Annotated in this window: 21 protein-coding genes and 1 pseudogene; 16 read left to right on the top strand and 6 right to left on the bottom strand. The window is 41.4% G+C overall.

All coding sequences use genetic code 11. The features are described 5' to 3' along the window. The first annotated feature begins 94 nt into the window (after window positions 1-94). The 12 genes from MB09_RS16275 (at window position 95) to MB09_RS06315 (ending at window position 15,367) form a co-directional block, all read left to right on the top strand. Window positions 95-2,794 (top strand): McrB family protein, encoded by a 2,700-nt coding sequence (locus MB09_RS16275; protein WP_052671307.1) that lies wholly within the window; start codon window positions 95-97, stop codon window positions 2,792-2,794. Next, on the top strand, window positions 2,787-4,037 hold the full coding sequence (locus MB09_RS06365; RefSeq protein WP_045080186.1) for an McrC family protein: 1,251 nt from the start codon (window positions 2,787-2,789) through the stop codon (window positions 4,035-4,037). Before MB09_RS16275 ends, MB09_RS06365 begins: the two co-directional genes overlap by 8 nt. A gap of 2 nt (window positions 4,038-4,039) precedes the next feature. Then, window positions 4,040-4,966, top strand: a complete 927-nt coding sequence (locus MB09_RS15435; protein WP_052671305.1) for a competence protein CoiA — start codon at window positions 4,040-4,042, stop codon at window positions 4,964-4,966. 747 nt (window positions 4,967-5,713) lie between these two features. Further along, window positions 5,714-6,298 carry a hypothetical protein gene (locus MB09_RS06355; RefSeq protein ID WP_045080046.1) on the top strand — a complete coding sequence of 195 codons (585 nt, stop codon included), beginning with the start codon at window positions 5,714-5,716 and terminating at the stop codon, window positions 6,296-6,298. 348 nt (window positions 6,299-6,646) lie between these two features. Then, a complete protein-coding gene (locus MB09_RS06350; protein WP_045080045.1) occupies window positions 6,647-7,036 on the top strand; it encodes a DUF302 domain-containing protein in 390 nt (129 codons plus the stop codon). Window positions 7,037-7,326: 290 nt separating this feature from the next. Beyond that, the gene (locus tag MB09_RS06345; protein ID WP_045080044.1) at window positions 7,327-8,631 is read left to right on the top strand and encodes a TolC family protein; all 1,305 of its coding nucleotides are present in this window, start codon (window positions 7,327-7,329) and stop codon (window positions 8,629-8,631) included. A gap of 155 nt (window positions 8,632-8,786) precedes the next feature. Further along, window positions 8,787-9,866: an efflux RND transporter periplasmic adaptor subunit gene (locus tag MB09_RS06340; RefSeq protein ID WP_045080043.1), complete on the top strand. Its 1,080-nt coding sequence runs from the start codon at window positions 8,787-8,789 to the stop codon at window positions 9,864-9,866. Between the two features lie 2 nt (window positions 9,867-9,868). Then, window positions 9,869-13,081 (top strand): efflux RND transporter permease subunit, encoded by a 3,213-nt coding sequence (locus tag MB09_RS06335; RefSeq protein ID WP_045080042.1) that lies wholly within the window; start codon window positions 9,869-9,871, stop codon window positions 13,079-13,081. 294 nt (window positions 13,082-13,375) lie between these two features. After that, window positions 13,376-13,684 carry a hypothetical protein gene (locus tag MB09_RS06330; protein ID WP_045080041.1) on the top strand — a complete coding sequence of 103 codons (309 nt, stop codon included), beginning with the start codon at window positions 13,376-13,378 and terminating at the stop codon, window positions 13,682-13,684. 160 nt (window positions 13,685-13,844) lie between these two features. Beyond that, window positions 13,845-14,051, top strand: a complete 207-nt coding sequence (locus MB09_RS06325) for a YgaP family membrane protein (RefSeq protein WP_045080040.1) — start codon at window positions 13,845-13,847, stop codon at window positions 14,049-14,051. 169 nt (window positions 14,052-14,220) lie between these two features. Next, window positions 14,221-14,520, top strand: coding sequence for a ribosome hibernation-promoting factor, HPF/YfiA family (gene hpf / locus MB09_RS06320; protein ID WP_045080184.1), 300 nt, complete (start codon window positions 14,221-14,223; stop codon window positions 14,518-14,520). 10 nt (window positions 14,521-14,530) lie between these two features. Then, the gene (locus MB09_RS06315; RefSeq protein ID WP_045080039.1) at window positions 14,531-15,367 is read left to right on the top strand and encodes a universal stress protein; all 837 of its coding nucleotides are present in this window, start codon (window positions 14,531-14,533) and stop codon (window positions 15,365-15,367) included. Window positions 15,368-15,446: 79 nt separating this feature from the next. On the opposite strand, the gene deoD is transcribed toward MB09_RS06315, so the two are convergent. The 5 genes from deoD to MB09_RS06290 all read right to left on the bottom strand — a co-directional run bounded on the left by deoD (window position 15,447) and on the right by MB09_RS06290 (window position 18,563). Further along, on the bottom strand, window positions 15,447-16,148 hold the full coding sequence (deoD, locus tag MB09_RS06310; protein ID WP_045080038.1) for a purine-nucleoside phosphorylase: 702 nt from the start codon (window positions 16,146-16,148) through the stop codon (window positions 15,447-15,449). Continuing rightward, window positions 16,132-16,803 (bottom strand): deoxyribose-phosphate aldolase, encoded by a 672-nt coding sequence (gene deoC / locus MB09_RS06305; RefSeq protein ID WP_045080037.1) that lies wholly within the window; start codon window positions 16,801-16,803, stop codon window positions 16,132-16,134. Before deoC ends, deoD begins: the two co-directional genes overlap by 17 nt. Next, window positions 16,803-17,105 carry a thioredoxin gene (gene trxA / locus MB09_RS06300; protein WP_045080036.1) on the bottom strand — a complete coding sequence of 101 codons (303 nt, stop codon included), beginning with the start codon at window positions 17,103-17,105 and terminating at the stop codon, window positions 16,803-16,805. The genes deoC and trxA overlap by 1 nt, the downstream gene beginning before the upstream one ends. Window positions 17,106-17,223: 118 nt before the next feature. After that, entirely contained in the window at window positions 17,224-18,087 is an 864-nt protein-coding gene (locus tag MB09_RS06295) for an RsiV family protein (RefSeq protein WP_045080035.1), read from the bottom strand. A gap of 71 nt (window positions 18,088-18,158) precedes the next feature. Then, entirely contained in the window at window positions 18,159-18,563 is a 405-nt protein-coding gene (locus MB09_RS06290; RefSeq protein ID WP_045080034.1) for a hypothetical protein, read from the bottom strand. Between the two features lie 113 nt (window positions 18,564-18,676). On the opposite strand from MB09_RS06290, the pseudogene MB09_RS06285 reads away from it, so the two are divergent. From MB09_RS06285 to MB09_RS06275, 3 genes and pseudogenes are all read left to right on the top strand, one after another. Beyond that, window positions 18,677-19,912: pseudogene (locus MB09_RS06285) on the top strand (ATP-binding protein). 1 nt (window position 19,913) lies between these two features. Beyond that, window positions 19,914-20,966 (top strand): response regulator, encoded by a 1,053-nt coding sequence (locus tag MB09_RS06280; protein ID WP_045080033.1) that lies wholly within the window; start codon window positions 19,914-19,916, stop codon window positions 20,964-20,966. Window positions 20,967-21,054: 88 nt separating this feature from the next. Beyond that, entirely contained in the window at window positions 21,055-21,894 is an 840-nt protein-coding gene (locus MB09_RS06275) for a universal stress protein (RefSeq protein ID WP_045080032.1), read from the top strand. Window positions 21,895-21,929: 35 nt separating this feature from the next. On the opposite strand, the gene MB09_RS06270 is transcribed toward MB09_RS06275, so the two are convergent. Next, the gene (locus MB09_RS06270) at window positions 21,930-22,154 is read right to left on the bottom strand and encodes a hypothetical protein (protein WP_045080031.1); all 225 of its coding nucleotides are present in this window, start codon (window positions 22,152-22,154) and stop codon (window positions 21,930-21,932) included. A gap of 142 nt (window positions 22,155-22,296) precedes the next feature. Between MB09_RS06270 and MB09_RS06265 the strand changes: the two genes are divergently transcribed. Beyond that, window positions 22,297-23,142, top strand: a complete 846-nt coding sequence (locus MB09_RS06265) for a universal stress protein (protein WP_045080030.1) — start codon at window positions 22,297-22,299, stop codon at window positions 23,140-23,142. Window positions 23,143-23,152: the final 10 nt, after the last annotated feature.

Raw genomic sequence — 23,152 nt, 5'->3', positions numbered from 1 at the left:
CAGTAGTAATAAAAAAAAATATCGAAAAATTCAATGTATTGTTTTAATAAAAAAGTGTTGAAAAAATTATAAAATAAATTTAAATACATTAGGAATGAAATTCAATCCAAATTCAATAACTAAAGAACACGTTCATAAAGGAGTTAAAGCAATTGAAAAAGAAAACCAAGATTTAATACCTTCAACAAGATGGAATGTTATAGTCGATGGAAAACCATATCCGCCAAAGGAAGTAATGCGTTATGCTCGGTATGAATTTGACGGCTCCTATGATTGGCCCAGAGGTGGTGGCTGGCCCACTAATGATTTTTTAGAGAAGATGGGCTTTCAGCTTATAGATAAATCTTCACCATACGACCCTCTTACAGAATTAATAAAAACCTACAAAAAACACATAAAGGAAAATGGTATAAATGACGAAATATACAAATGGAGACTTTTGGGTAAATATGGTGGTCGTCCTAATACCGAAGTGAAGGATTTTAAACACGAAATATACTCAATTGAATTTGCCAACTTAATATATTACAAAGGGATTGATGTAATGCGACACATAGTAAATGAACGGGAGGAAAGATATAGAGAACAATTTAAAATTCTTTTTGATGAAGATTTAGCATTGCAGGAACGTTTGGAGACTTTTACAAACAATACCCTTAAAATATACAGAGAACTAATTACAGAAGAAAGATTTTCACATCATCATGATGAGCGAACAATGTCAACACTATTGACATTTCATAATCCCACAAAATATACCTTTTATAAAAATTCATTTTATCAAAAACTGTGTAAACTTTTAAAAGTTAAGGCACGTCCTAAATTAAAGAAATACACACATTATCTTGAATTGGTTGATGGTTTTATTGAAGATTATGTCCGTCCAGATAATGAACTTATAGCACTGATAGAACAGTTGCTTCCAGAAGACGGTTTTAAGGATGAAAATCATCTAATCTTAGCCCAAGACATTCTTTATACTACTTTAGATAAAGAACTTGGTATTACTAGAGCGTATTGGCGCATTGGCACCAAAGATGACACCACGAGTTATTGGTCTCAAATGCACAAACAGAACCAAGTATCTATTGGGTGGGCAGAGATAGGTGATCTTGATGAAAAAGATATAAAATCAAAGAAGGATATTTTACAACTTCTAAATGATGAAGGGTTTTATAACGAAAATAAAAAAAACGTGGCTTCAAGGAAAGCTGGAGAAATATATAATTTTTATGAAAATATAAATATTGGAGATGTAGTTTTAGCTCAAGATGGTTTTGATATTTTAGGTATTGGCTTAGTTGACGATGACTACAATTATAATGGTGGAGAAGACTTTCCACATACAAGATCCGTAAGATGGAAAACAACCAATGTGAACTTTAAAAATGAACAGGGAAATTTAACTACAGTTTATAAAATCACAGATTTAAATACAATTCATAACGTGGAAAGAATATTAGCAAATCCAACAAATGAAACCGATAACTCGAAAAGCCATGAAAGTGAAAGCGCCTTAAATACAATTATGTACGGGCCTCCAGGTACTGGAAAAACATACAATACCATTAATAATGCTTTAGAAATATGTGGAGTAAAAACAGAGGGTCTTCCTAGAAAAGAAGTAAAAAAACTGTATAAAGAATTGGTTGAAACAGGGCAAATTGTATTTACCACGTTTCACCAGAGCACAGCTTACGAAGATTTTATTGAAGGCATAAAACCATTAGAACCAGAGAAGGAAGGAGATCACATTATCTATAAAGTTGTTGATGGTACTTTTAAAACACTGGCGGTTAAGGCAAACACACCGAGTCAGAGAAGTTTTGATGATTCCTATAATAAATTTATAGAATCGTTGTCATCCGATCCAGAAGCCATTCTAGAGTTAAAAACTCCCACGGGGAAAACATTCGGAATTTCATTAAACAAAAATGAAAACTTAAATCTTCATACAGGAAAGACCCAAATTAAACAAGGTACCCTTACCAAGGAAAATCTCTTGAAAGAATTGAATGGAGAAAAAAAGTTCATAGGATGGGAAGGTTACTTTAAGGGTGTTCTAGGCCATTTAGAATCAAAATATGGATATAAAAGAAATATAAGTATTGATAGAAAAAACTATGTTCTTATTATCGATGAAATAAACAGAGGAAATATTTCTGCCATATTCGGTGAATTAATCACGTTGATTGAAGAAGATAAACGTCTTGGAAAGGACGAAGCCTTAACCGCAACATTGCCTTATAGCAAAGACTCTTTTGGTGTTCCACCCAATCTTTACATAATCGGCACAATGAACACCGCCGACCGTTCTGTGGAAGCTTTGGACACAGCCTTAAGGCGTAGGTTCAGTTTTGTGGAAATGCCACCCGAGCCTGAAAAAATAAAAGAAGGAAAAGGATTGGAAGTTATCGACGGAGTTAATCTTCCCAATTTACTATCCACCATCAATAATAGAATTGAAAAATTATTAGACAAAGACCATATGATTGGCCACAGCTATTTTATGGGCTTAAATAAAGCTGCAGATTTAAAGCAGGTTTTCCACAATAAAGTATTGCCACTGCTTCAGGAATACTTTTTTGGCGATTATGGGAAGTTAGGTTTGGTTCTGGGTGATGGATTTTTTGAGTTAACAGAAGGCAACGACAAAGATATATTTGCTCCTTTTAATGATTATGACAGCAGCGGTTTAATGCATCGTAATGTTTACCATCTAAAAAACGTGAGCAAAATGGATGATCTGGACTTTATTAAAGCAGTGAAAAATGTCTTTAAACAAAATGGCTAATTCCAAAAATCCAATACGAGTTTTTGAACATGAATGCTTATGGGTTCATAAAGGAGAGGATAAACTTTTACCAGAACAATTGAAATCCTTCCAAATTTTTTATGGAGAAAAAGGAGTTCCATACTATAAACTGATTCATAACGGCATTCAATTCAACGAATATGTAGGTGTAATAAAAGTTGGCGACCTTACCGTTGAGGTTTTGCCGAAAGCGGATAAAAGTGAGGACAAAGCACTTTGGCAAAAAACACTTATTAACATACTTAAGACGGTTGGTGTTTTTAATATTCACGCACCTAGTTCTTCTACATTACAATTAAGAAGCAATTCTATTTTAGATCTTTATTTTGAACTTTTTATAAATGAAATAGAATACCTGCTCCACAGCGGACTTATAAAAAAATATAGAAAAGTAGAACGAAATGCACTTGCTTTAAAAGGAGCAATTAATTTCGGTAAACACATCCAGAAGAATTTGGTCCATCAGGAGCGGTTTTATGTCCGCCAGACCGTTTACGATTTAGATCATAAAATACATCAGCTCCTTTATAAAACTATTCGATTAATACGCACTATAAATACAAACTCCATGCTCACCAGTAGGTTAGGAGCACTGGAGCTAAATTTTCCCGAAGTATCAGATTGTACTGTTTCTGAATCTTTTTTCAATAATTTTCAATATACAAGGAAAACCGAGCCTTACAAAAATGCTCTTGAGATAGCACATCTATTACTGTTCAATTACCATCCGGATGTTTCTTCTGGCAACACTAATTTGTTGGCGTTGATGTTTGATATGAATTTACTTTGGGAGCAGTATGTTTATGTAAGTCTCAGAACAGAATTGCGTAATGATTATACCATAAGCCCACAATCAAGTAAAAAATTCTGGAAACCCAACAATGGTTATAATTCCACGATGATTCCAGATATTGTTATCAATAAAGACCAAGATAATTGTATTGTGCTAGATACTAAATGGAAAAACTTAAACGGTAAAAATCCAAGTCCAGAGGATTTACGACAACTCTATGTATATAAAAAATATTTTAAAGCCAAAAAGGTTGCATTAGTCTATCCAGGTGAACAATTTTCAATAAATGGAGGGAAATACTATAAAAGTTCAAATAGCGAACTCAGTATGAATGAATGTTCCGCAGTAACCTTAGCTATTGATAAACATGGAAAGAGTTCAAAGATTGTGTTGGATAAATTTATTCAATATTATTTACAGAAAACCTAAAAATGAAATTTGCCCTAATAAATGGTATAAAAAAAACAGCAAAACCATCAGAAGTAGGAATATGTATTTGTTGCAGCAGCCCTGTGAGAGCCTATTGTGGATCAGAACGAGTCCATCACTGGAAACATATAAATGCTGTTGAATGCGATTCTTGGAGTGAAGGCGAAACCGAATGGCATAGAGAGTGGAAAAATAAATTTGATGCCAACCACCAAGAAATCATCCTACACGATCCAAAAAGCGGGGAAAAACATATAGCCGATGTTTATTTAAAACCCATTGATGTAGTCTTGGAATTTCAGCATTCCCCAATTCATATTGATGAAATAAAAGCCCGCGAATCCTTTTACAAAAAAATGATATGGATTGTTGATGTTCACCCTTATAAAGACAATATTAGTTTTCACAACGATATAGGAAATGCAGTTTACGATTGCGAGCACGCTTATATGGAAACAAGATTTAAGCAAATTAGCAAATTGTCTAAACAAGGAAAGCAAAAAAAAGTTGAAGAATTAATGGATGATGACGATGTGTATACTTACTTTGAAAATATAGAAAAAAGATATTTTCCTGATTATTTCAAAAAAAAATATAGTTCGGATACAGCCAATAATCTACTTAATATTTTGGAAAAAGAAAGAGAAAAAGTAAAGCATTCAAGTAAAAGTTTAATGGGCTATTCGCTCTCTGAAGAATATAAATCCCGCTTGCAATCAACACTTTATAAACACTTAAACCAACCCTATCTCTTAATGGTTTGGAAGCATAAACATAAAAGGTGGCAACACGCGAATTCTCCTTTATTTTTTGATATTGGTGATAATTATGTTTACCGTAATATTGAAAATTTAAGGTATGGAAATGGACTTATAGTTAAAAAATATAGCAAAGCAAGTTTTGTTTCCCATTACAAAGACCGAAAATAACATTCTCCAACTGGCACATGGCTCCAATAGCTATCGGGAGCAATATGCGACCAAATCCATCCCCGCCTTTGCGCGTTTGCAATGCGTGGCCAAATCTCAAATCTCAAATCTCAAATCTCAAGTCTCAAATCTCAAGTCTCAAATCTCAAGTCTCACGTCTCACGTCTCACCTCTCACCTCTCAAATCTCACGCCCAAAACCATAAAAATATGTTGTTTAGTCCTTTCAGGATTTATTCTTTAACCTGTATAGTTATTTTAGGACGGGTCATAGTTATTTTAGGACGGGTCAAGGTTGGATCACCTTCACGGATACTCCATAGCAAAGCCATAGCAAAGTCATTAGATTGTAAGAAAACAGGTGCTTTTTCCTACAAAATTTAAAATAGTGTATTTCCTACTTCCCCCAACCTATAAAAAGACCTGTAATTGCCTGTGTTCATACACGTTTTAGTAGCCGTTGGGGACTAGGCTCTGGCTGGTGCGTTTACCATGCGTGTCTCTATTTAGAAATTTATCAAACCCCAACCTCCTAAAAACCAAATAATTCGTGCATTCGTGGTGCCCAAATCTCCATATCCCACTAAACAATCCCCAAAAACCCCGGGCTGGCACCCCTAATTGGCGCGCATTTGCAAAGCGTGCCCAAATCCATTGCCCCTAAAACATATCAGTCTCCGCAACAACCCACTCCCATAATCCCCCAAAAATCCGTATCTTAAGCTTTCATTTTTAAAATCTACGGACTATGAAAAAACTAATGACTCTTTTCGTTTTGGCAGTGGCGTTCTCCACCTTCGCCCAAAACAAGATCCTTCCAAAAGACATACAAATTAAGACCGCCGTCTTGGCCGCCCCCGAAATGTATCGAGAAGATGCCACGGTTCTGGGCTATAACCAAGAAGGAAGGCTCGTCACCCTGCGCGAGGGCAACAACGGAATAGTATGCCTGGCAGACGACCCTAACAAGGCGGGCATTAGCGTAGCCTGTTACGGCGCCGAACTGGAACCCTTTATGGCCCGTGGCCGTGAGTTGGTGGCCGAAGGAAAATCAAACGAGGAAAAGCAGCAGGTCAGAAAGGCCGAAATAGAGGCGGGCATGCTTAAAATGCCCGAGGAACCCGCAATGGTCTATGTGCTGGCCGGCGAGGAAAATGACTATAGCGCCGAAACGGGCGAACTTCTTAAAAGCAAAATACGCTACGTAATCTACAAACCCTATATGACGGGTGAAAGCACCGGGCTGCCCACAAAACCCCAAGCCCCCGGCATGCCCTGGCTGATGGATGCGGGCACCCACCGTTCACATATTATGATTACCCCGGCGAATTGAGGTTAGATGTTAGATTTGAGAGGTGAGACGTGAGACGTGAGACTTGAGACGTGAGATGTTAAATTTGAAACGTGAGTGTCTTGAAACAACACAAGAGGTCTTAAGACTTAGGACTCGCTTTACCTATGAGAAATATAGAACGAATCCATTTCGGCCTAAGTCCTACGTCATATGTCCTAAAGTCCTACGTCAAGGAAAATTTACGTTGAACTATCAAGACATCCTTAATAGGATTTATTCAACAAACAATTAAAAATCTTCGGTTGTGTAATCTTTGTTACAGAACTTCCCAAACATCAATCTTACATTTGTATCAGATTGTTCAAATAAATTAAATAATCTAAAGCTATGAGTTATTACATCAGTACAACATTAAAAAACACAAGTTTTGAAGATGCCATTGAAAGGACAACGGCAGCTTTAAAGGAAGAAGGTTTCGGCGTGTTGACCGAAATAGATATAAAGGCTACCCTAAAAAAGAAGTTGGATGCCGATTTTTACAATTACACCATTCTAGGCGCCTGCAACCCACAAATGGCACATCAGGCATTACAGGCTGAGAACAAGATTGGCACTATGCTGCCCTGCAACGTGATAGTGCAGGAACGCGAGCCCGGCACCGTTGAGGTTTCGGCGGTAGATCCCGCGGCATCCATGATGGCGGTGGAAAATGACTCCTTGGCGGAAATAGCCAAGGACGTGCAAAAAAAATTGACCAAGGTTATTAAAAGTATTTAGGGACGTTTCGTGGTTGGTTCGTTCCTGATAAGTGCAGATTTTATTGGTTAGGGAAGAGGCTGTCTTAATAGGCAGTCTCTTTTTGATATAATAGGGTGGTGTTGAGGGATTAATATTCAATATACAATACTCAATTTTCAACATTCACTACCGACTACCGACTACCGACTACCGACTACCCACTACCCACAACCTACTACCCACAACCCACAATCAATACGTCTTCGGTAACATTAGTTACTGACCAGTCCTTATTTCTGAAGTATGTTTGCACCAAATTAATTATTAAAATGAAGATTAAAAATATAGTTATACTAATTGGGGTGCTGCCAGCGATGGTTTTTGCGCAGCAAACCGTTCCCATTTCCAAGGCCGAAGTGCTGGAAAAGGTGATCCAACAAAACAACAAGCTGAAGATTGGCGAACAGCAGGTGCTTGCCGCCAAAGGCGATTTCAACCAGACGAACGCCGTGTTCCTTCCCAATATCACAGCCTCGCACAGCGGAATGGCAACCACCAATCCGTTGATGGCCTTTGGGTTTAAACTGAACCAGGAAATAGTGACCCAAGCCGATTTTGATCCTAACAAACTGAACGATCCCTCCCAGATCAATATGTTTACCACAAAGCTTGAGGTGCAGCAGCCGCTGATAAATGTGGATGGTATCTTCCAGCGAAAAGCCGCAAAGGCAAAATGGGAAGCCACCCAAATGCAGTTGGTGCGCACAGGCGATTACCTTGCCCTCGAAACCGAAAAAGCCTATATGCAGTTGCAGTTGGCGTATAAGAGCGTTGATGTTTTAGAAAAAGCATTGAGTGCGGCCAACGAAAACCTGCGATTGGCTAACAATAGTTTTAAGCAGGGATATTTGCAACAGAGCGATGTTTTGGCAGTGCAGGTGCGCGTTACTGAGGTAGAGAACCAATTGCAATACGCCAAGAGCAACGTGATAAACGCTTCGGAATATCTTGCCGTATTGATGAACGAGGAAGTTGCCGGAGTTTTAAAACCAACGGATTCCTTAATGGTTGCTTCGGAATTGAATTCCGCTGAAACCCTTTCCAATTCAAGAGCCGATATTCAGGCGATGGAGTTTGCTGCCGAAGCCTATAAACAAAATTACAAGGCCGATAAAATGACTTTTCTGCCAAGACTGAATGCTTTTGGAAGCTATGAGCTTTACGACGACCAGATTTTTCAGGCAGATGCCAATGGTTATTTGTTTGGCGCAGCTTTAACCTGGAATCTCTTTGAGGGTTCAAAACGCTTCGGAAAGACCCAAAAAAGCAAAGCCGAATTCAACAAGGCAAATCTGGAATTGGAGCAATACAAAGCCGAAAGCAAATTGGAGCTGAACAAAGCAAAACGTATGTTCCAAGATGCGCAGAACAATTTAAAATTGACCGAACTGGCATTGGAGCAATCAAAGGAAGCCTTGCGCATCCGCACCAACAGATTTAAGGAAGGCCTGGAAAAAACCACAGATCTTTTAATGGCGGAAACACAGTATTCCCAAAAGCAGTTGGAATATTTTAATACCGTTTTTCAACATAATTACGCCTTGGCATACCTTCAATTTTTAACGAAAAACTAATGAAATTGATCCCGATAGCAATCGGAAGGAAATTAAAAATAATTTAAATATGTACCCGAGTAAAATTCCCCCTTTGGGGGCCAGGGGGACAGACGAAATCGAAATCCAAAAATCGAAATTAAATACAGTATCAAAAAGATTTAAAAAATATTTATATGAAGTCACTATACACAAGTTTGTTTTTCCTCGGAGTTTTAAGCCTAGCCAGCTGCGGCAATGCTTCCGAAGAAAAAAATATAGATAATACTTCTGCAGTGCCAGTAACCGTGAGTTCAGTAGCTGCGGAAAACAATTCCCCGTTTTTAACCGCCAGCGGCAAGATAGAGGCCGCCAACAGCGCCACCCTCAGCACCCGGATGATGGGCTTTGTGGATAAGGTACACGTAAATGTGGGCGACAAGGTGGCAAAAGGACAATTGTTGGTGAGTATCAACAATTCAGACCTATCCGCAAAACAAGCCCAGACCAGTGCCGGGATTACCGAAGCGCAAGCGGCTTTTAACAATGCCGAAAAGGACTATCAGCGGTTCCAAAATCTTTTCGCCGAAAACAGCGCGAGTCAAAAGGAACTCGACGACCAACGCGCCCGATACGAAATGGCCAAGGCCAGATTGGAAGGGGCAAAGCAGATGAAAAACGAAGTGCAATCGCAGTTTGCCTATGTAAATCTTCGCGCGCCATTTAGCGGGGTAGTTACCAATAAATTCATTGAGGCAGGCGATATGGCAAATCCCGGGGTGCCATTGATTTCAGTGGAAGGACCAGGGAATTTTGAAGTAACGGCTTCGGTGCCAGAGAGTGAGATTTCAAAAATAAAATCTGGAAGTGATGTGCAAGTAATTGTAAAATCTTCGGATAAAATATTACCAGGAACGGTTACCGAAGTGAGTACTTCGGCCAAAAACACGGGCGGACAATATTTGGTAAAAGTAGTTTTGGATAAAACCGATGCCGATATTCTTTCGGGCATGTACGCCACGGTTCAGTTTCCCATAGAAAAGAAAACAGATGTTACCACAGTAATGGTGCCAAAGGAGGCCTTGGTAAAGCGCGGACAATTGACGGGCATTTACACCGTGAGCCAAAGCAATACCGCCTTACTGCGCTGGTTGCGCCTTGGTCGCACGTTTGGCGATAATGTGGAAGTGCTTTCGGGCCTTGCCGCTGATGAAAACTATATTATTTCTTCCGAAGGAAAACTTTTTAACGGAGCGAAAGTAACCATTAAACAATAACGATGAAGGACGGATTAGCAGGCAAAATTGCCAAATTATTTATAGGCTCCAAGCTCACGGTACTGCTGATGATCGTGTTTATGGTCATTGGCGTTTACAGTTCGTTTTTGATACCGCGCGAGGAAGAACCGCAGATTGATGTGGCCATGGCCGACATCTTCGTGGGCTATCCCGGCGCCTCCCCGACCGAAGTGGAATCGAGGGTGGTAAAACCTTTGGAGAAACTGGTTTCCAACATTCCCGGGGTGGAGTATGTGTATTCCACTTCTTCCAAGGAAGGGGCGATGGTAATTGTACAGTTTTATGTGGGCGAGGATATTGAGCGTTCCTTCGTAAAACTTTACAACGAAATGAACAAGCATATGGACCTAATGCCTCCAGGCGTTACCATGCCGCTTGTAAAACCGCGTGCCATAGACGATGTGCCTATGCTCGGGATAACGCTGTGGAGCGAGAATTACGACGATTTCCAGCTAAAGCAGCTTGCCGATGAACTTACCCAAGAAATTGAAAAGGTAAATGAAGTTTCCCTCACCGATAAAATTGGCGGAAGGAACAGACAGTTGCGCATAGTGTTGGATAAGGACAAACTGGCTGCCAGCGGTCTCGACTTTTTGGGCGTTGCCGAAATGATAAAGGCAAACAACCAGCAACTGGGCTCGGGCAGTTTTGATAAGAACGATACGGAGTTTTTGGTTACCACCGGGAATTTCCTAAAATCCGCAACCGATGTTGAAAACTTGGTAGTGGGCGTACAGCAGAACCAACCCATTTATCTAAAACAAGTCGCGGCTATTTTTGATGGCCCCGAAATCCCAAGACAATATGTTTCCTTTGGGTTTGGGGGCGCTGGTGAAAATGCTTCAAAGTATCCTTCCGAATATCCCGCCGTAACCATTTCGGTAGCAAAGCGGAAAGGTGCCGATGCGATGAAAATTGCCGATGTGATTATCGACAAGGTTGACCATTTGCGAAGCAACCTAATCCCCGACGACGTTCACGTAGAAATTACGAGAAATTACGGGGAAACCGCTTCCCAAAAAGTTTCGGAATTGTTGATGCACCTGATAGGCGCAATCCTTGCCGTTACCTTGATTGTAATGCTCGCAATGGGCTGGCGCGGTGGTTTGGTGGTATTTCTTTCAGTACCAATTACGTTTGCCTTGACACTTTTGAGTTATTATTTGCTTGATTATACGCTGAACCGGATCACACTTTTCGCTTTGGTGTTTGTAACGGGAATCGTGGTAGACGACTCCATCATCATAGCCGAAAATATGCACCGGCATTTTAAGATGAAACGCCTGCCGTTTAAGCAAGCGGCTATTTATGCAATAAACGAGGTGGGGAACCCAACCATTTTGGCAACCTTTACCGTAATCGCTTCCGTATTGCCTATGGCTTTCGTCTCGGGCTTGATGGGGCCGTATATGTCGCCAATGCCTATAGGAGCTTCCATCGCGATGATACTTTCATTGTTTGTGGCTTTAACGATAACACCTTATTTGGGCTACATTTTCCTAAGAGAAAAAGAAAAGCCTGCCCGCCGTGGTGGGAAAGGAAAAGCGCCAAAAGAAGAAAAACCTTTGGAAAGCACGCTTATCTATCGCATCTATTCAAAACTTGAAACCCCTTTGATTGAAAACAAAAAGACGCGCTGGCTGTTTTTGGGAGTTACCGTGCTGTTGCTGTTTGGGTCTGTGGCAATGTTTTTTACCAAATCGGTAGCCGTAAAAATGCTGCCTTTCGACAATAAAAACGAAATGCAGGTAGTGATCGATATGCCGGAGGGAACTACTTTGGAAAGGACAGCAGTAGTTGCGCGCGAAATTGGACAATACCTTTCCACACAGCCCTTGGTTGTAAATTATCAAAACTACGTGGGCACTTCGGCCCCGATAACCTTCAACGGTTTGGTACGCCATTACGACCTTCGCGGGGGTAGCAATATGGCCGATATCCAAGTGAATTTGGTAGGCAAGGAAGACCGTAGCCTGCAAAGCCACGACATCGCGAAACAACTGCGACCCGGGATCCAAGAGATAGGGAAAAAGTTTGGCGCCAATGTTAAAATAGTGGAAGTGCCGCCGGGACCACCCGTGTTATCAACTATCGTAGCAGAAATTTATGGTCCTGACTACGACCAGCAGATTGCCGTGGCCAAAAAGGTAGAAAACATCTTGAACGAAACCCAGGATGTGGTTGATGTGGACTGGATGGTAGAAGCCGACCAAAAGGAGTACGAATTTATCATTGACAAGGAAAAAGCCATGCGCTACGACGTGGCACCACAGCAGATTGTCCATACGATGAATATGGCGCTTTCGGATAGGCCAGTAACCCATCTATACGATGAAAACGCCACCAATCAGGTGGGAATATTGCTTGCTTTGGATGAAAAGGAAAAATCCACCATCCAGGATATTTCGCAGTTGAAGATTGCTTCCAAACAGGGCAATATGCTTTCTGTGGGCGATTTGGTTTCTGTTCAAGAAAGCACACGCGCCAAGAGTATTTATCGCAAAAACCAAAAACGGGTGGTTTATGTGTTGGCGGATATGGCGGGAGAACTCGAGAGTCCTGTTTACGCTATTTTGGGGATGACCGATAAACTTAATGAAATTGAGTTGCCCACGGGTTACAAGATGAACGAGTTGTATTTGGAACAGCCCAAATATGAAGACGATTTCACCGTAAAATGGGATGGCGAATGGCAGATTACACTGGAAGTATTCCGCGATTTGGGGATTGCCTTTTTGGGCGTAATTATCATCATTTACATCTTGATCGTGGGTTGGTTTCAAAACTTTAAGGCACCTGTGGTAATGATGGTTGCCATTCCCCTGTCGTTGATAGGAATTGTGCTAGGCCACTGGATTATGGGCGCGTTTTTCACCGCAACCTCATTCATCGGGATGATTGCCCTAGCGGGAATTATGGTGCGAAACTCGGTGTTGTTGATTGACTTTGTAAACTTGCGAACTGCCGAAGGAATTCCATTGAAGCAAGCCGTGATAGAAGCGGGAGCCGTAAGGACAACCCCAATTTTATTGACTGCGGGAACGGTGGTGATTGGTGCTTTTGTAATCCTGTTTGACCCAATTTTCCAAGGACTTGCCATTTCGCTGATGGGCGGAACTATTGTTTCTACAGTACTGACTTTGCTTGTAGTGCCGTTGGTTTATTATATGATTGAAAATAGACGGGAGAGGTGAGATTTGAGACTTGAGATTTGAGAGGTGAGATTTGAGAGGTGAGATTTGAGACGTGAGATTTTAGACATGAGATTTGAGACGTGAGATTTTAGACGTGAGATTTTAGACGTGAGATTTTAGACGTGAGATTTGAGATTTAAATGAGAAACAAAGAAAGTAGACTTAAGACATAAGACATAAGACATAAGACATAAGACGTAGGACGTAGGACAGTCAGGTTTGTATGACTTTGAATAAATAATAACAATAAACAATAACAATAAACAATAACAATAAAAAATAGAAAATAACCCAATGAAACTACTAATAGTAACCGTTGTGGACGAATTTCAGAAAGACGTGCTGCGACTTTTTAAACAAGCGAATATTGAGAGCTTTAGTGGTTCCGATATTGAGGGCTATAAAAATGGGACCTCTTCGTTTATGATGAACGCCAGCTGGTTTCCCTCCCAAAAAAGTGGGGCGGACAGCAGCATGTTTTTCTCATTTACCGAAGATAAAAAAATCGATTTGTTTTTCGAATTGGTAAAGAAATTCAACGAAAACCTGGAGACCAACAACCCCATGCACGCAGTGGTGGTGCCTATTGAACGGAGTATCTAGGTTTTTTAGTTATGGATTATGAGTTATGAGTTATGCGTTATGAGTTGCTCCTAAAATTTTAAAACTCCTTAACCCGAAAACTAAAAACTAAAGACCGCAACCTGCAACCTGCAACAATAAACAATAAACAATAAACAATAAACAATAAACAATAAACAATATGATAAACAGATATATCAGAGCAATTGCCGGAACTTTTATTTTAATCAGCCTTTTGTTGGCCGTGTACGTGAATATCAATTGGTTGTGGTTCACAGCCTTTGTGGGAGCTAACCTACTGCAATCATCATTTACCCGCTGGTGTTTGATGGAAAAAATCCTCAAAAAACTTGGCGTAAAAGAGGAAGGCGATAGTTGCTGCGCATAGATTACTTTCCTTCATTTTTAACCTTCAATCCCTGCAACTAAAAAGTTGGGGGGATTTTATTTTTGGATTTCGAGACCCTTTGGTATTAAACCCTTCCATATATGATATTGGTCATTTCAAAATCGGTAAATAAGAAATATATTTGGAATATAAACCAATTCAAATTACCATGACTATAAACATTCAATACGTGAAAATGCCCACCAGTGAGGCGATGAGTGAATATGTAGAGAACAAACTTCAAAAACTTGCTGAAAAGTATGATTGGCTTATTCGTGCCGATGTAAGCTTTAAAATGGAGAACAACGTGTACGGCAAAGGCAATATATGCGAAATGGAGCTGAGCCTACCGGGCCCAAAAATCTTTGCCACTTCCAAGGAAACAACTTTTGAGGCGGCCGCCAAGGAAACCATTTCCGATTTGGAAAAGCAGCTTAAAAAAAGAAAAGCAAAATTCACAACCCATTAAATTTCAGATCATGAAAAAAATATTAGTTCCCGTTGATTTTTCCCCGCATTCCGAATACGCAATGGAGGTGGCTGCCAAGATAGCCAAAAGAAAGAATGCGGAAATCGTTGCGGTCCACATGATGGGCTTGAGCGACGCCGTGGTAACCCGTGATGAAAGTAGGGAAGTTTTTGAGGCGATGTATTATATGAAGTTGGCTGAAAAACGCTTTGCCGAATTTCTGGATAAAGACTATTTAAAAGACGTAACCGTAACCGATGCGGTACACAATTATAAAATTTTCAGTGAATTGAACGATGTGGCCCGCGAGTTTGGAGCAGATTTAATTATCATGGGCTCGCACGGCAGTTCTGGCCTTAAGGAGGTTTTTGTGGGAAGCAATACCGAAAAAGTAGTGCGCACTTCCGAAATCCCCGTTTTGGTGATAAAGCACCGTCATGAATATTTCAACCCGGAAGTTGGGGTTTTTGCCTGCGACTTTTTGGAAAACTCAATCGGTCCCTACCAGCGCGCCCAAAAAATGTTTGAAGATTTGGGAATTGAAATGCAAATGCTCTATGTGAACCTGGCGGGTGATTTCCGCAGTACCCGCGAAATAGAAAAACGCATCCTCAACTTTTTAAAGAGCGCGGGCGAAGAGAACCCACTGGAAACATTAAACAAGGTGGTACAGTATAACGAATATTCTGTGGAAGCGGGAATTTTCGGCTACAGTCAAGTGAGCAATGCCGATATTATCGCCCTGCCCACACAGGGCCGCCAAGGGCTGGCGCACTTCTTCTCAGGAAGCATAGGTGAGGATGTGGTAAACCATTCCGACTTGCCGGTAATGACCTTTAAAGTATAGTTAATTTAGTTAATTGCTATCGACAACAATTAACGATTTAAAACAGGAACTCTAATTTTGGGTTCCTGTTTTTTATTTTTTAAAGAACGGTATTCAAGGCAATTTCAATCATTTTTGAAAAACTGCCCTCGCGTTCCTCGGCTGTGGTGCTTTCCCCCGTTACCAGACTATCTGAAATGGTCAAAATGGCCAAGGCCTTCACATTGAATTTTGCCGCTATGGTGTAAAGTCCGGCAGCTTCCATTTCTACGCAAAGCACGCCAAACTCGGCCCATTTCTTATAATTGTTGAAGTCATCCTCATAAAACTGGTCGCTGGAAAGTATGTTTCCGGCCTTAATGGGAATGTTGTTTTCCCTTGCGTAAAGCGCAGCTTTCATAAACAGGTCAAAATCGGCGGTGGGCGAGTAGTCGCAGTTTACAAAGCGGGTGTTGTTGATGCCCGAAGTGGAGGATGCCGCCATCGCAATCACAATGTCGCGAATGTTGATGTCCTTTTGATAGCTACCTGCAGACCCTACGCGGATCAGGTTTTTCACACCGTAATCGTTGATTAGTTCGTGACAGTAAATCAAGGCCGAAGGAATGCCCATGCCGGTGCCCTGTACTGAAATTGGCTTGCCCCTAAAAGTGCCCGTGTAGCCCAACATGCCGCGCACGTCGTTGTAACATTTGGGGTTTTCGAGAAAGGTTTCCGCAATCCATTTGGCGCGCAACGGGTCGCCGGGCAGCAGAACGGATTCTGCAATTTCTCCGGGCTTGGCTTCAATATGTGTGCTCATCTGTGTCTTTTTTAGTGGCCGTTACAATCTCGATTCCCGAGGAAGTGCCGATTCTGCTCACGCCCATTTCTATATATTTCTTGGCGGTGGCAGCATCTTTTATTCCGCCGGAGGCTTTTATTTTTAAACTATCGCCTACTTCGGCAACCATTATTTTCACGGTCTCTTCCGTGGCACCGCCTGTTCCGAAGCCGGTGGAGGTTTTTACAAAATCGGCATTTGCCTTTTTTGAAATATGGCAGGCTGTCCGTATTTCGGCATCGGTTAAATAGCAGGTTTCCAGAATTACCTTTAAGGTTCGGTCGCCAATGGCTTTTTTTACAGCGGCGATTTCATTCTGCACCTCGCTGTACTTCTCGGCTTTTAAAAAGCCGATGTTCAGCACCATATCAATTTCATCGGCACCGTCCTTTATGGCTTGTTCGGCCTCGCAAACCTTGGCGTGAAGGCTTCTTGCACCCAAAGGAAAACCCACGACCGAAGCTACTTTTACGTCGCTATTTTTTAATTTTTCTGCAGCTAAGGATACGTAACAACTGTTTACGCAAACCGCATAAAAGTTGTGTTCTTTTGCTTCATTGCAAAGGTTTATAATGTCTTCGGGCGTAGCAGTGGCTTTTAGTAGGGTGTGGTCTATATATTGGCTCAGTTCCATCAATTTTTATGTTGATTGATGATGGAGACCAGTTCGTGTTTCTGCAGGACGCCGCTCTGTCGCCAAAGTTGCTTGCCGTTTTTGAAGAGAATCATCGTGGGCACCCCACGCACCTGAAATTGTGCAGCCAGGGGTTGGTTTTTGTCAACGTCTATTTTTACGATTTTTACGTCGTCGCCCAATTCATCCTTCACCTGTTTCAGAATGGGCGCCAGCATTTTGCAGGGACCGCACCAATCGGCAAAAAAATCGACAAGCACGGGCGTTTCCGAATTTATGATGTCTTTAAAATTGCTTTTCATATCATTTGTTTTTGTCCCCAGTCCCTAAAGGGGAGCATAGCCGGCTCTATTTTATGGAGCTTAGAGAGCTCCCTTTAGGGCTGGGGTATCTTTCCTCTTTTTTCTTTCTTCTTATAAATCAACCAATCAAAGGATTCTTTTTATACTTCCGCAAAACGGGCATCAGCATTTCCATCGGAATCTGGATGGAATAGGTTCCCGTATAGGAGGGGCAGATTACGCAGTCGTCAAAATAGAACTCTACTACATCGTCGTTGATTACAAAATTGTTTTTTGCATCGAAGAAATCATCTGCGGAAATGGCCCAGCAATCGTAGTACATTTCGCCGGAATTGATTTTTTCCTTTAAAAGCGTATTTAAAATCTCGCGCAATTCTTCCTCGGAACCATTGTTGAAAAAATCCTCATAATTCATAAATACCGCCCTTTCCAGATCAAAATTCATGGTCTCAAACGTATAGGCCGCGTGGGCGGCACCTGTGTAGTGGTTTTCTTTGTAAAAAAGCACGCTGATGAGCCGGTCGTTGAGGTTGTATATTTTGTAGTCAACCTTCCGCAATTCGTTCTGTTTGGGAATTCCCAAGGAATCGCAGAGCCGCTTTTCCTCTAAAATCTGTTTCTCGACACCTTTGGCATCCAGATAATATTTGCTGATGTATTCGTTGAAATTTTCAAACTGCGGTTTGATTTTCTCGTTGAGGTAGGGGTACTTAAAATCCAAAAGATAATGGTCGCCCTGCTTTTTGAACGATTTGGAAATCAAAAGATTTTCCATTTCGGCGCGCGAATCTGTTTTTTCCAAAAGTTCCCTGCGCTTTAGAATAAGGGTCTGTTGCTGATTTTCCAGGTTTTTGTCGGAAACTTTTAGGGAATCCGTTATTTCCTCAATTGAGTCGGTATCATTGTGCGGTTCCTCTTTTTTGGGATCGTTTTTACACCCAAAAAAAAGGATGAGCAAGAGATAGGGCAGTAGGTTTTTCATTTTAATTCGATTTATCGTTTAAAAATACGCAAACCTTTTTTATACCGAAAACAGGCAGGAAATTTTTAGGATTACTGGCTCAGCAAGTTTTTCAATTTGGCGAGCATGATCAATTCGCTTTTGTTCTTCCCAGCGAACGAGCCCGCAATGGCGTTGGCCGTTTTCCAGATCAGTTTTTTCCGCTCGTCGGTAAAGAGTTGTGGATTGTCCTTTTTATAATCGGCAAAGCTGTCAAAGCAGTCGTTGGCGTCCAATTGTTCATAATCGAACCAGTCAAAGACCACTTCTATTTGGTAGGCGGCATCGGTATGGAAGGGGTCTTCATAATCGTCGAGGTCTTTCCATTGCTCGGAAACGATTTTCTTCAACATATCGTATTCAGTCTTCCGTACCACTTTGTCGGCGGCGGCTATGGCATAAAACAGCTCGCCCATTTTTTGGTAAAAAAGCAGTTGTGGCTTCTCCATGGTTCCCATAGGATTAAATTTTTCAAGGTTGTTTTAGAGGGTAAAAATAGAAGACCAAGCTGTATTAATCTATGATATAAATCAGTTATTCCAAAACTGTTTAATTTGCGTATTTTAGCGTCGTGAAAGTATTTGAGGAAAAAAAGGGAAATATTTTTAGGATTCTTTCCGAAGCCATTTCCGAAGGCATAGTCATCGTTAACGAAAAGCAGGAAATAGTAACCTCCAATGAGGCTGCCGACCGCATGTTTGGCTATGGCCCCAAAGAGCTTTTGGGCGAGAATATCAATCTGTTGATTCCGCGGGAATACAGGCACAGCCATACCCAACAAGTGGAAGAATACCTGGAAAAAAGCGACCCGCGCCAAATGGGCCACGGGCGCGACCTGTACGGACGGCGCAAAGATGGCAGCGTTTTTCCCGTGGAGGCAGGGCTTAACCCGTTTGAGATTTACGGGAGCAAATACGTGATGGCGCTGGTAACCGATATTTCCGTGCGGAAAGGCCAGGAGCGGGAAATTATTGAGCTCAACATGCAATTGGAGCAAAAAGTTGAGGCCCGCACAAAGGAACTGAAACAGACCATCAAAGAACTAAAGGAAGAAGTGGCCAAACGCAAGGAGGCGGAATACAAAATTCTGGAATCACTGCGCAAGGAGCGGTAGCTGAACGAATTGAAAACCAAATTCCTGTCATTGGTTTCCCACGAATTTAAAACCCCATTGAGCGGCATTCTCACCTCGGCTACCCTTGCGGGAAAATACACCGAAACCGATCAACAGGACAAGCGTGAAAAGCACTTAAAAACCATCCAGAGTAAGGTTAAATACTTGAATAATATTTTGAACGACTTCCTTTCCATTGAACGTCTGGAATCAGGGAAGGCCACTTATAAATTTGATACTTTCCCGCTGAGCAAAGTGGTGAACGAGGTAATCTACAACGCAAACATGCTCTTAAAGGAAGGCCAGCGCATAAATTACCCACAGAATATTGACGATATCTCGGTTAATTTTGATGAAAAAATCCTTGAGCTATCGCTTACCAATCTTATAAACAACGCCATAAAATATTCGCCTGCGCATACCTTGATTGATGTGGAGGTTATAAAGGAAAAGGAGGCGCTCACCATAAAGATTATAGATGAGGGCATGGGCATTCCCGAAAAGGAGCAGAAATATATTTTCAACAGATATTTTAGGGCTGAAAATGCGCTGCTGGACCAAGGCACCGGCATTGGCCTGAACATTGTGAAAAGCCACTTGGAAAGTCTCGGCGGCACCATTATCTTTGAAAGCGAGGAGGGCAAGGGCAGCACGTTTACCATTACTTTCCCCAACAAAAACACTACCGAATAGTATGAAGACAATACTTCTTATTGAAGACGATACCGCATTAAGAGAAAACACCGCCGAACTTTTGGAGCTTTCCGGATACAAGGTTTTTACGGCGCCAAACGGCAAAATTGGCATTCAAAAGGCTAAAAGCGAAAACCCGAACATTATTATTTGCGACATAATGATGCCGGAAATTGATGGCTACGGCGTACTTGAGAGTGTTGCTTTGGAAGAAAAAACGAAACATATTCCCTTTATCTTTCTATCCGCAAAAACGGAGCATAAGGAAATACGCAAGGGCATGGACATGGGCGCGGACGATTACCTCACCAAACCCTTTGACGAGCAGGAATTGCTGAGCGCCATTGAAAGCAGGTTGGCCAAGGCAAGTATTCTGGCCATGCGCGAAAGCAATAAGCAAAGGGACAATGCCGAGGACGACGAAAACCCCCAAAACCTGAATCAGCTAAAGAACTTTTTTTGTGATGAAGGCGAAGTGTCCAACTATAAAAAAGGCGAAACAATTTACCGAAAAGGCGACCACTCAAACAGTATGTTCCTAATTTTGAAAGGCGTAGTAAAAACACATACGATGGATGCCAATGCAAAGGAACTTATTACGGGACTCTACAAAGCCGATGACTTTTTAGGCTTCACTTCCTTTGACGATAACATTCCCTATAACGAGACCGCCACAGCCGTGGAAGAAACGGAGGTTGTGGGAATTTCAAAAACCTATGTGCGCGATATTCTCAAGAAAAGTCAAGATGTTTCCTTGGAATTGATGAACCTTTTAACCGATAACCTTTCCGAGATAAAGCAGCAATTGGTTAAAATGGCCTACAGTTCAGTCCGGAAAAAGACGGCGAGCACCATTCTTCAATTTGTGGAGATTATGGATAAAAAGCCCGAGGCGCCGCTCCGAATTTCAAGGAACGACCTCGCTACTACTGCCGGGATTGCTACGGAAAGCCTTATCAGGACCCTTTCAGATTTTAAGAAAGATGGCATCATTGAAATTGAGGGCCGCGACATCCGCATTGTAGATTTGGAAAGTCTGCGCGATATAGATTGAGACTCCGAGCTCTTTTTTCCCAAAGCTGATTTTTATCATTTTCTGTCCCGACCCATAAAGATATTTTTGTCGGTAAGATTATGATGCTATGATAAATATACTAATCCCGACGGATTTTTCAGAAAATGCACAGAACGCCATTGCGTATGCACTTGCATATTTTTCCGATGTTGCGGTGAATTTTTATATCCTTCATGTTTCGCACACACATACAAGTACTAAGGAAGAGGAACAGGAGCTCTTTTCTGACTTTGATGCTGAAATGCAGACGGTTCAAAGCACTTCTGCCACGTTGCGGGAAGAAATAAGGAAATTCCAAATCCGTTCCCAAAATCCAGCCCATAGCTTTTTCCCCCTTCACGAAAGCCTTAACTTGGTAGAGGCCATTAGAAAAAATGTAATTGAAAAGGAAATCGATTATATTTTGATGGGCACCAAGGGAACTACTAAAATTAATGGCGGGGAAATGGGCAGCAATACCTGCGATGTGATTACCAAAGTGAAATGTCCCATTCTCGTTATTCCCGAAAACGCCAAGTTTAACGGCGTTAAGAACATCGCCTTTTTAACCGATTACAACTGCATTTATCGCAACAAAATAATCACCAGACTTTCGGAGACGTTGGACCTGCATCGTTCGCCGCTTAGGGTGCTTCATATAAAAGCCCAAAATACGGGGCTTACCGCCGCACAGACCGACAACAAGGGGTTTTTACATTATTTTTTTAAGGATAAAAAGCACAGTTTCCATTTTGTGGAAAATAAAGACTTGGAAATAGGCATACAGGATTTTGTGGAGACTTGGGACATCAGTCTTGTTTCCATCGTGGCAAAAAACTTAAACCTTATCCAGCGGTTACTATTGCGGCCTGCCGTAAAATCGATGAACTATTCGGTGAATGTGCCTTTTTTGGTGCTCCATGAGTGAGTTGAAATTCAAAATTCAAAATACTGAATACCAAATCATTCCTCTTGGCCAATAGGATGGTCTTCATAAAAATCCTTAAAGGTCTTATCGGTGGTATAGCTGTCTCTTAAAACCTTAAAGACCGAGAATATTAAAAGCGCTTGGCCCAAAACGGTCAAATAAAATACCCACCCGAACGGAAAATCCATAGCCGCAAAAATTGCGACCGTAACGAGCACGAATGTGGTTAGTACGAGATATGTGATAGCGGAAAGTTTCATAGCCTTTTAGTTTTAAATTACGAAATAAATGGCTTGCGCCCTCTTAAGGATTCCTTAAAAATCAGGCTGTTGATTGATATTTATCATAGTTTTACTGTACTGTAATGGTTATATTTACGTAATCATTCAAAAACAGACCACCATGCGAAAAATATTGATTCCCACAGACTTTTCGGACAATGCAATGAACGCCATTAAATACGCTACTGAGCTATTTAAGCACGGCCCCACCGAGATATATTTGCTCCACGCTTTTTCCGATTCGGTGTATGAGGACAAAGCCCGCTTGGCCGATGCTGTTTTTGAGGAATTGCAGGAAAAGGCGCTTCAAAAAGCAAAGGAAAATCTTGAGGAAACCCGAAAACAGATTCTCAGCTTTTCCCCAAATCCAAAACATACCTTGCATACCATAGCCGAATTTGGCCTGTTGGTGGATTCGGTAAACGATTGGGTAGAAAAGGAGAATATAGACGTGGTGGTTATGGGCACCAAAGGTGAAACCGCCGATAAAAAAATAACCTTCGGTAGCAACACGCTGCAGGTAATAAAATATGTGAAATGCCCCGTGCTCGCCATTCCTGCCGTTTATGGCGATGTGCATCCTAAAAACTTGTTGTTTCCCACAGATTATTTGTTGCCCTACAAACGCCGCGAACTGAAACTGGTGAGCACCATTGCCAAATGCTTCGCTACCAAAGTAGATTTTCTCTACGTTTCAAAATTTCCAACCCTTTCCTTGCGACAGCAGGATAACAGGAATTTTTTGGAAGCGGCTTTCTGCGACAACCAAATAAATTTCCATCAAAAAGGCGGGACAAATGTTACCAAGGCCATTAACACTTTCATAATTGAAAACCCCATAGATATGCTGGTGATGGTCAATACGCGCCATTCCTATCTGGAAAACATACTCTACCAGTCAACCATTGAAAAGATTGGGTTGAAAATTGACATTCCCTTTTTAGTACTTCAAAATTTACCGAGATAAACCTTTTAAT

Source organism: Aequorivita vladivostokensis (assembly GCF_000952855.1).
GTDB classification, from domain to species: domain Bacteria; phylum Bacteroidota; class Bacteroidia; order Flavobacteriales; family Flavobacteriaceae; genus Aequorivita; species Aequorivita vladivostokensis.
This window is presented reverse-complemented; position numbering and strand designations above follow the sequence as displayed.

Coding starts and splice junctions, on each gene's coding strand:
- MB09_RS06270 (WP_045080031.1), bottom strand. CDS start 22,154: ATGAAACTTTCCGCTATCACATATCTCGTACTAACCACATTCGTGCTC.
- deoD (WP_045080038.1), bottom strand. CDS start 16,148: ATGAGCACACATATTGAAGCCAAGCCCGGAGAAATTGCAGAATCCGTT.
- MB09_RS06290 (WP_045080034.1), bottom strand. CDS start 18,563: ATGGGAACCATGGAGAAGCCACAACTGCTTTTTTACCAAAAAATGGGC.
- MB09_RS06295 (WP_045080035.1), bottom strand. CDS start 18,087: ATGAAAAACCTACTGCCCTATCTCTTGCTCATCCTTTTTTTTGGGTGT.
- MB09_RS06355 (WP_045080046.1), top strand. CDS start 5,714: ATGAAAAAACTAATGACTCTTTTCGTTTTGGCAGTGGCGTTCTCCACC.
- trxA (WP_045080036.1), bottom strand. CDS start 17,105: ATGAAAAGCAATTTTAAAGACATCATAAATTCGGAAACGCCCGTGCTT.
- MB09_RS15435 (WP_052671305.1), top strand. CDS start 4,040: ATGAAATTTGCCCTAATAAATGGTATAAAAAAAACAGCAAAACCATCA.
- MB09_RS06325 (WP_045080040.1), top strand. CDS start 13,845: ATGATAAACAGATATATCAGAGCAATTGCCGGAACTTTTATTTTAATC.
- MB09_RS06350 (WP_045080045.1), top strand. CDS start 6,647: ATGAGTTATTACATCAGTACAACATTAAAAAACACAAGTTTTGAAGAT.
- MB09_RS06280 (WP_045080033.1), top strand. CDS start 19,914: ATGAAGACAATACTTCTTATTGAAGACGATACCGCATTAAGAGAAAAC.
- MB09_RS06340 (WP_045080043.1), top strand. CDS start 8,787: ATGAAGTCACTATACACAAGTTTGTTTTTCCTCGGAGTTTTAAGCCTA.
- MB09_RS16275 (WP_052671307.1), top strand. CDS start 95: ATGAAATTCAATCCAAATTCAATAACTAAAGAACACGTTCATAAAGGA.
- MB09_RS06335 (WP_045080042.1), top strand. CDS start 9,869: ATGAAGGACGGATTAGCAGGCAAAATTGCCAAATTATTTATAGGCTCC.
- deoC (WP_045080037.1), bottom strand. CDS start 16,803: ATGGAACTGAGCCAATATATAGACCACACCCTACTAAAAGCCACTGCT.
- MB09_RS06265 (WP_045080030.1), top strand. CDS start 22,297: ATGCGAAAAATATTGATTCCCACAGACTTTTCGGACAATGCAATGAAC.
- hpf (WP_045080184.1), top strand. CDS start 14,221: ATGACTATAAACATTCAATACGTGAAAATGCCCACCAGTGAGGCGATG.
- MB09_RS06345 (WP_045080044.1), top strand. CDS start 7,327: ATGAAGATTAAAAATATAGTTATACTAATTGGGGTGCTGCCAGCGATG.
- MB09_RS06330 (WP_045080041.1), top strand. CDS start 13,376: ATGAAACTACTAATAGTAACCGTTGTGGACGAATTTCAGAAAGACGTG.
- MB09_RS06365 (WP_045080186.1), top strand. CDS start 2,787: ATGGCTAATTCCAAAAATCCAATACGAGTTTTTGAACATGAATGCTTA.
- MB09_RS06315 (WP_045080039.1), top strand. CDS start 14,531: ATGAAAAAAATATTAGTTCCCGTTGATTTTTCCCCGCATTCCGAATAC.
- MB09_RS06275 (WP_045080032.1), top strand. CDS start 21,055: ATGATAAATATACTAATCCCGACGGATTTTTCAGAAAATGCACAGAAC.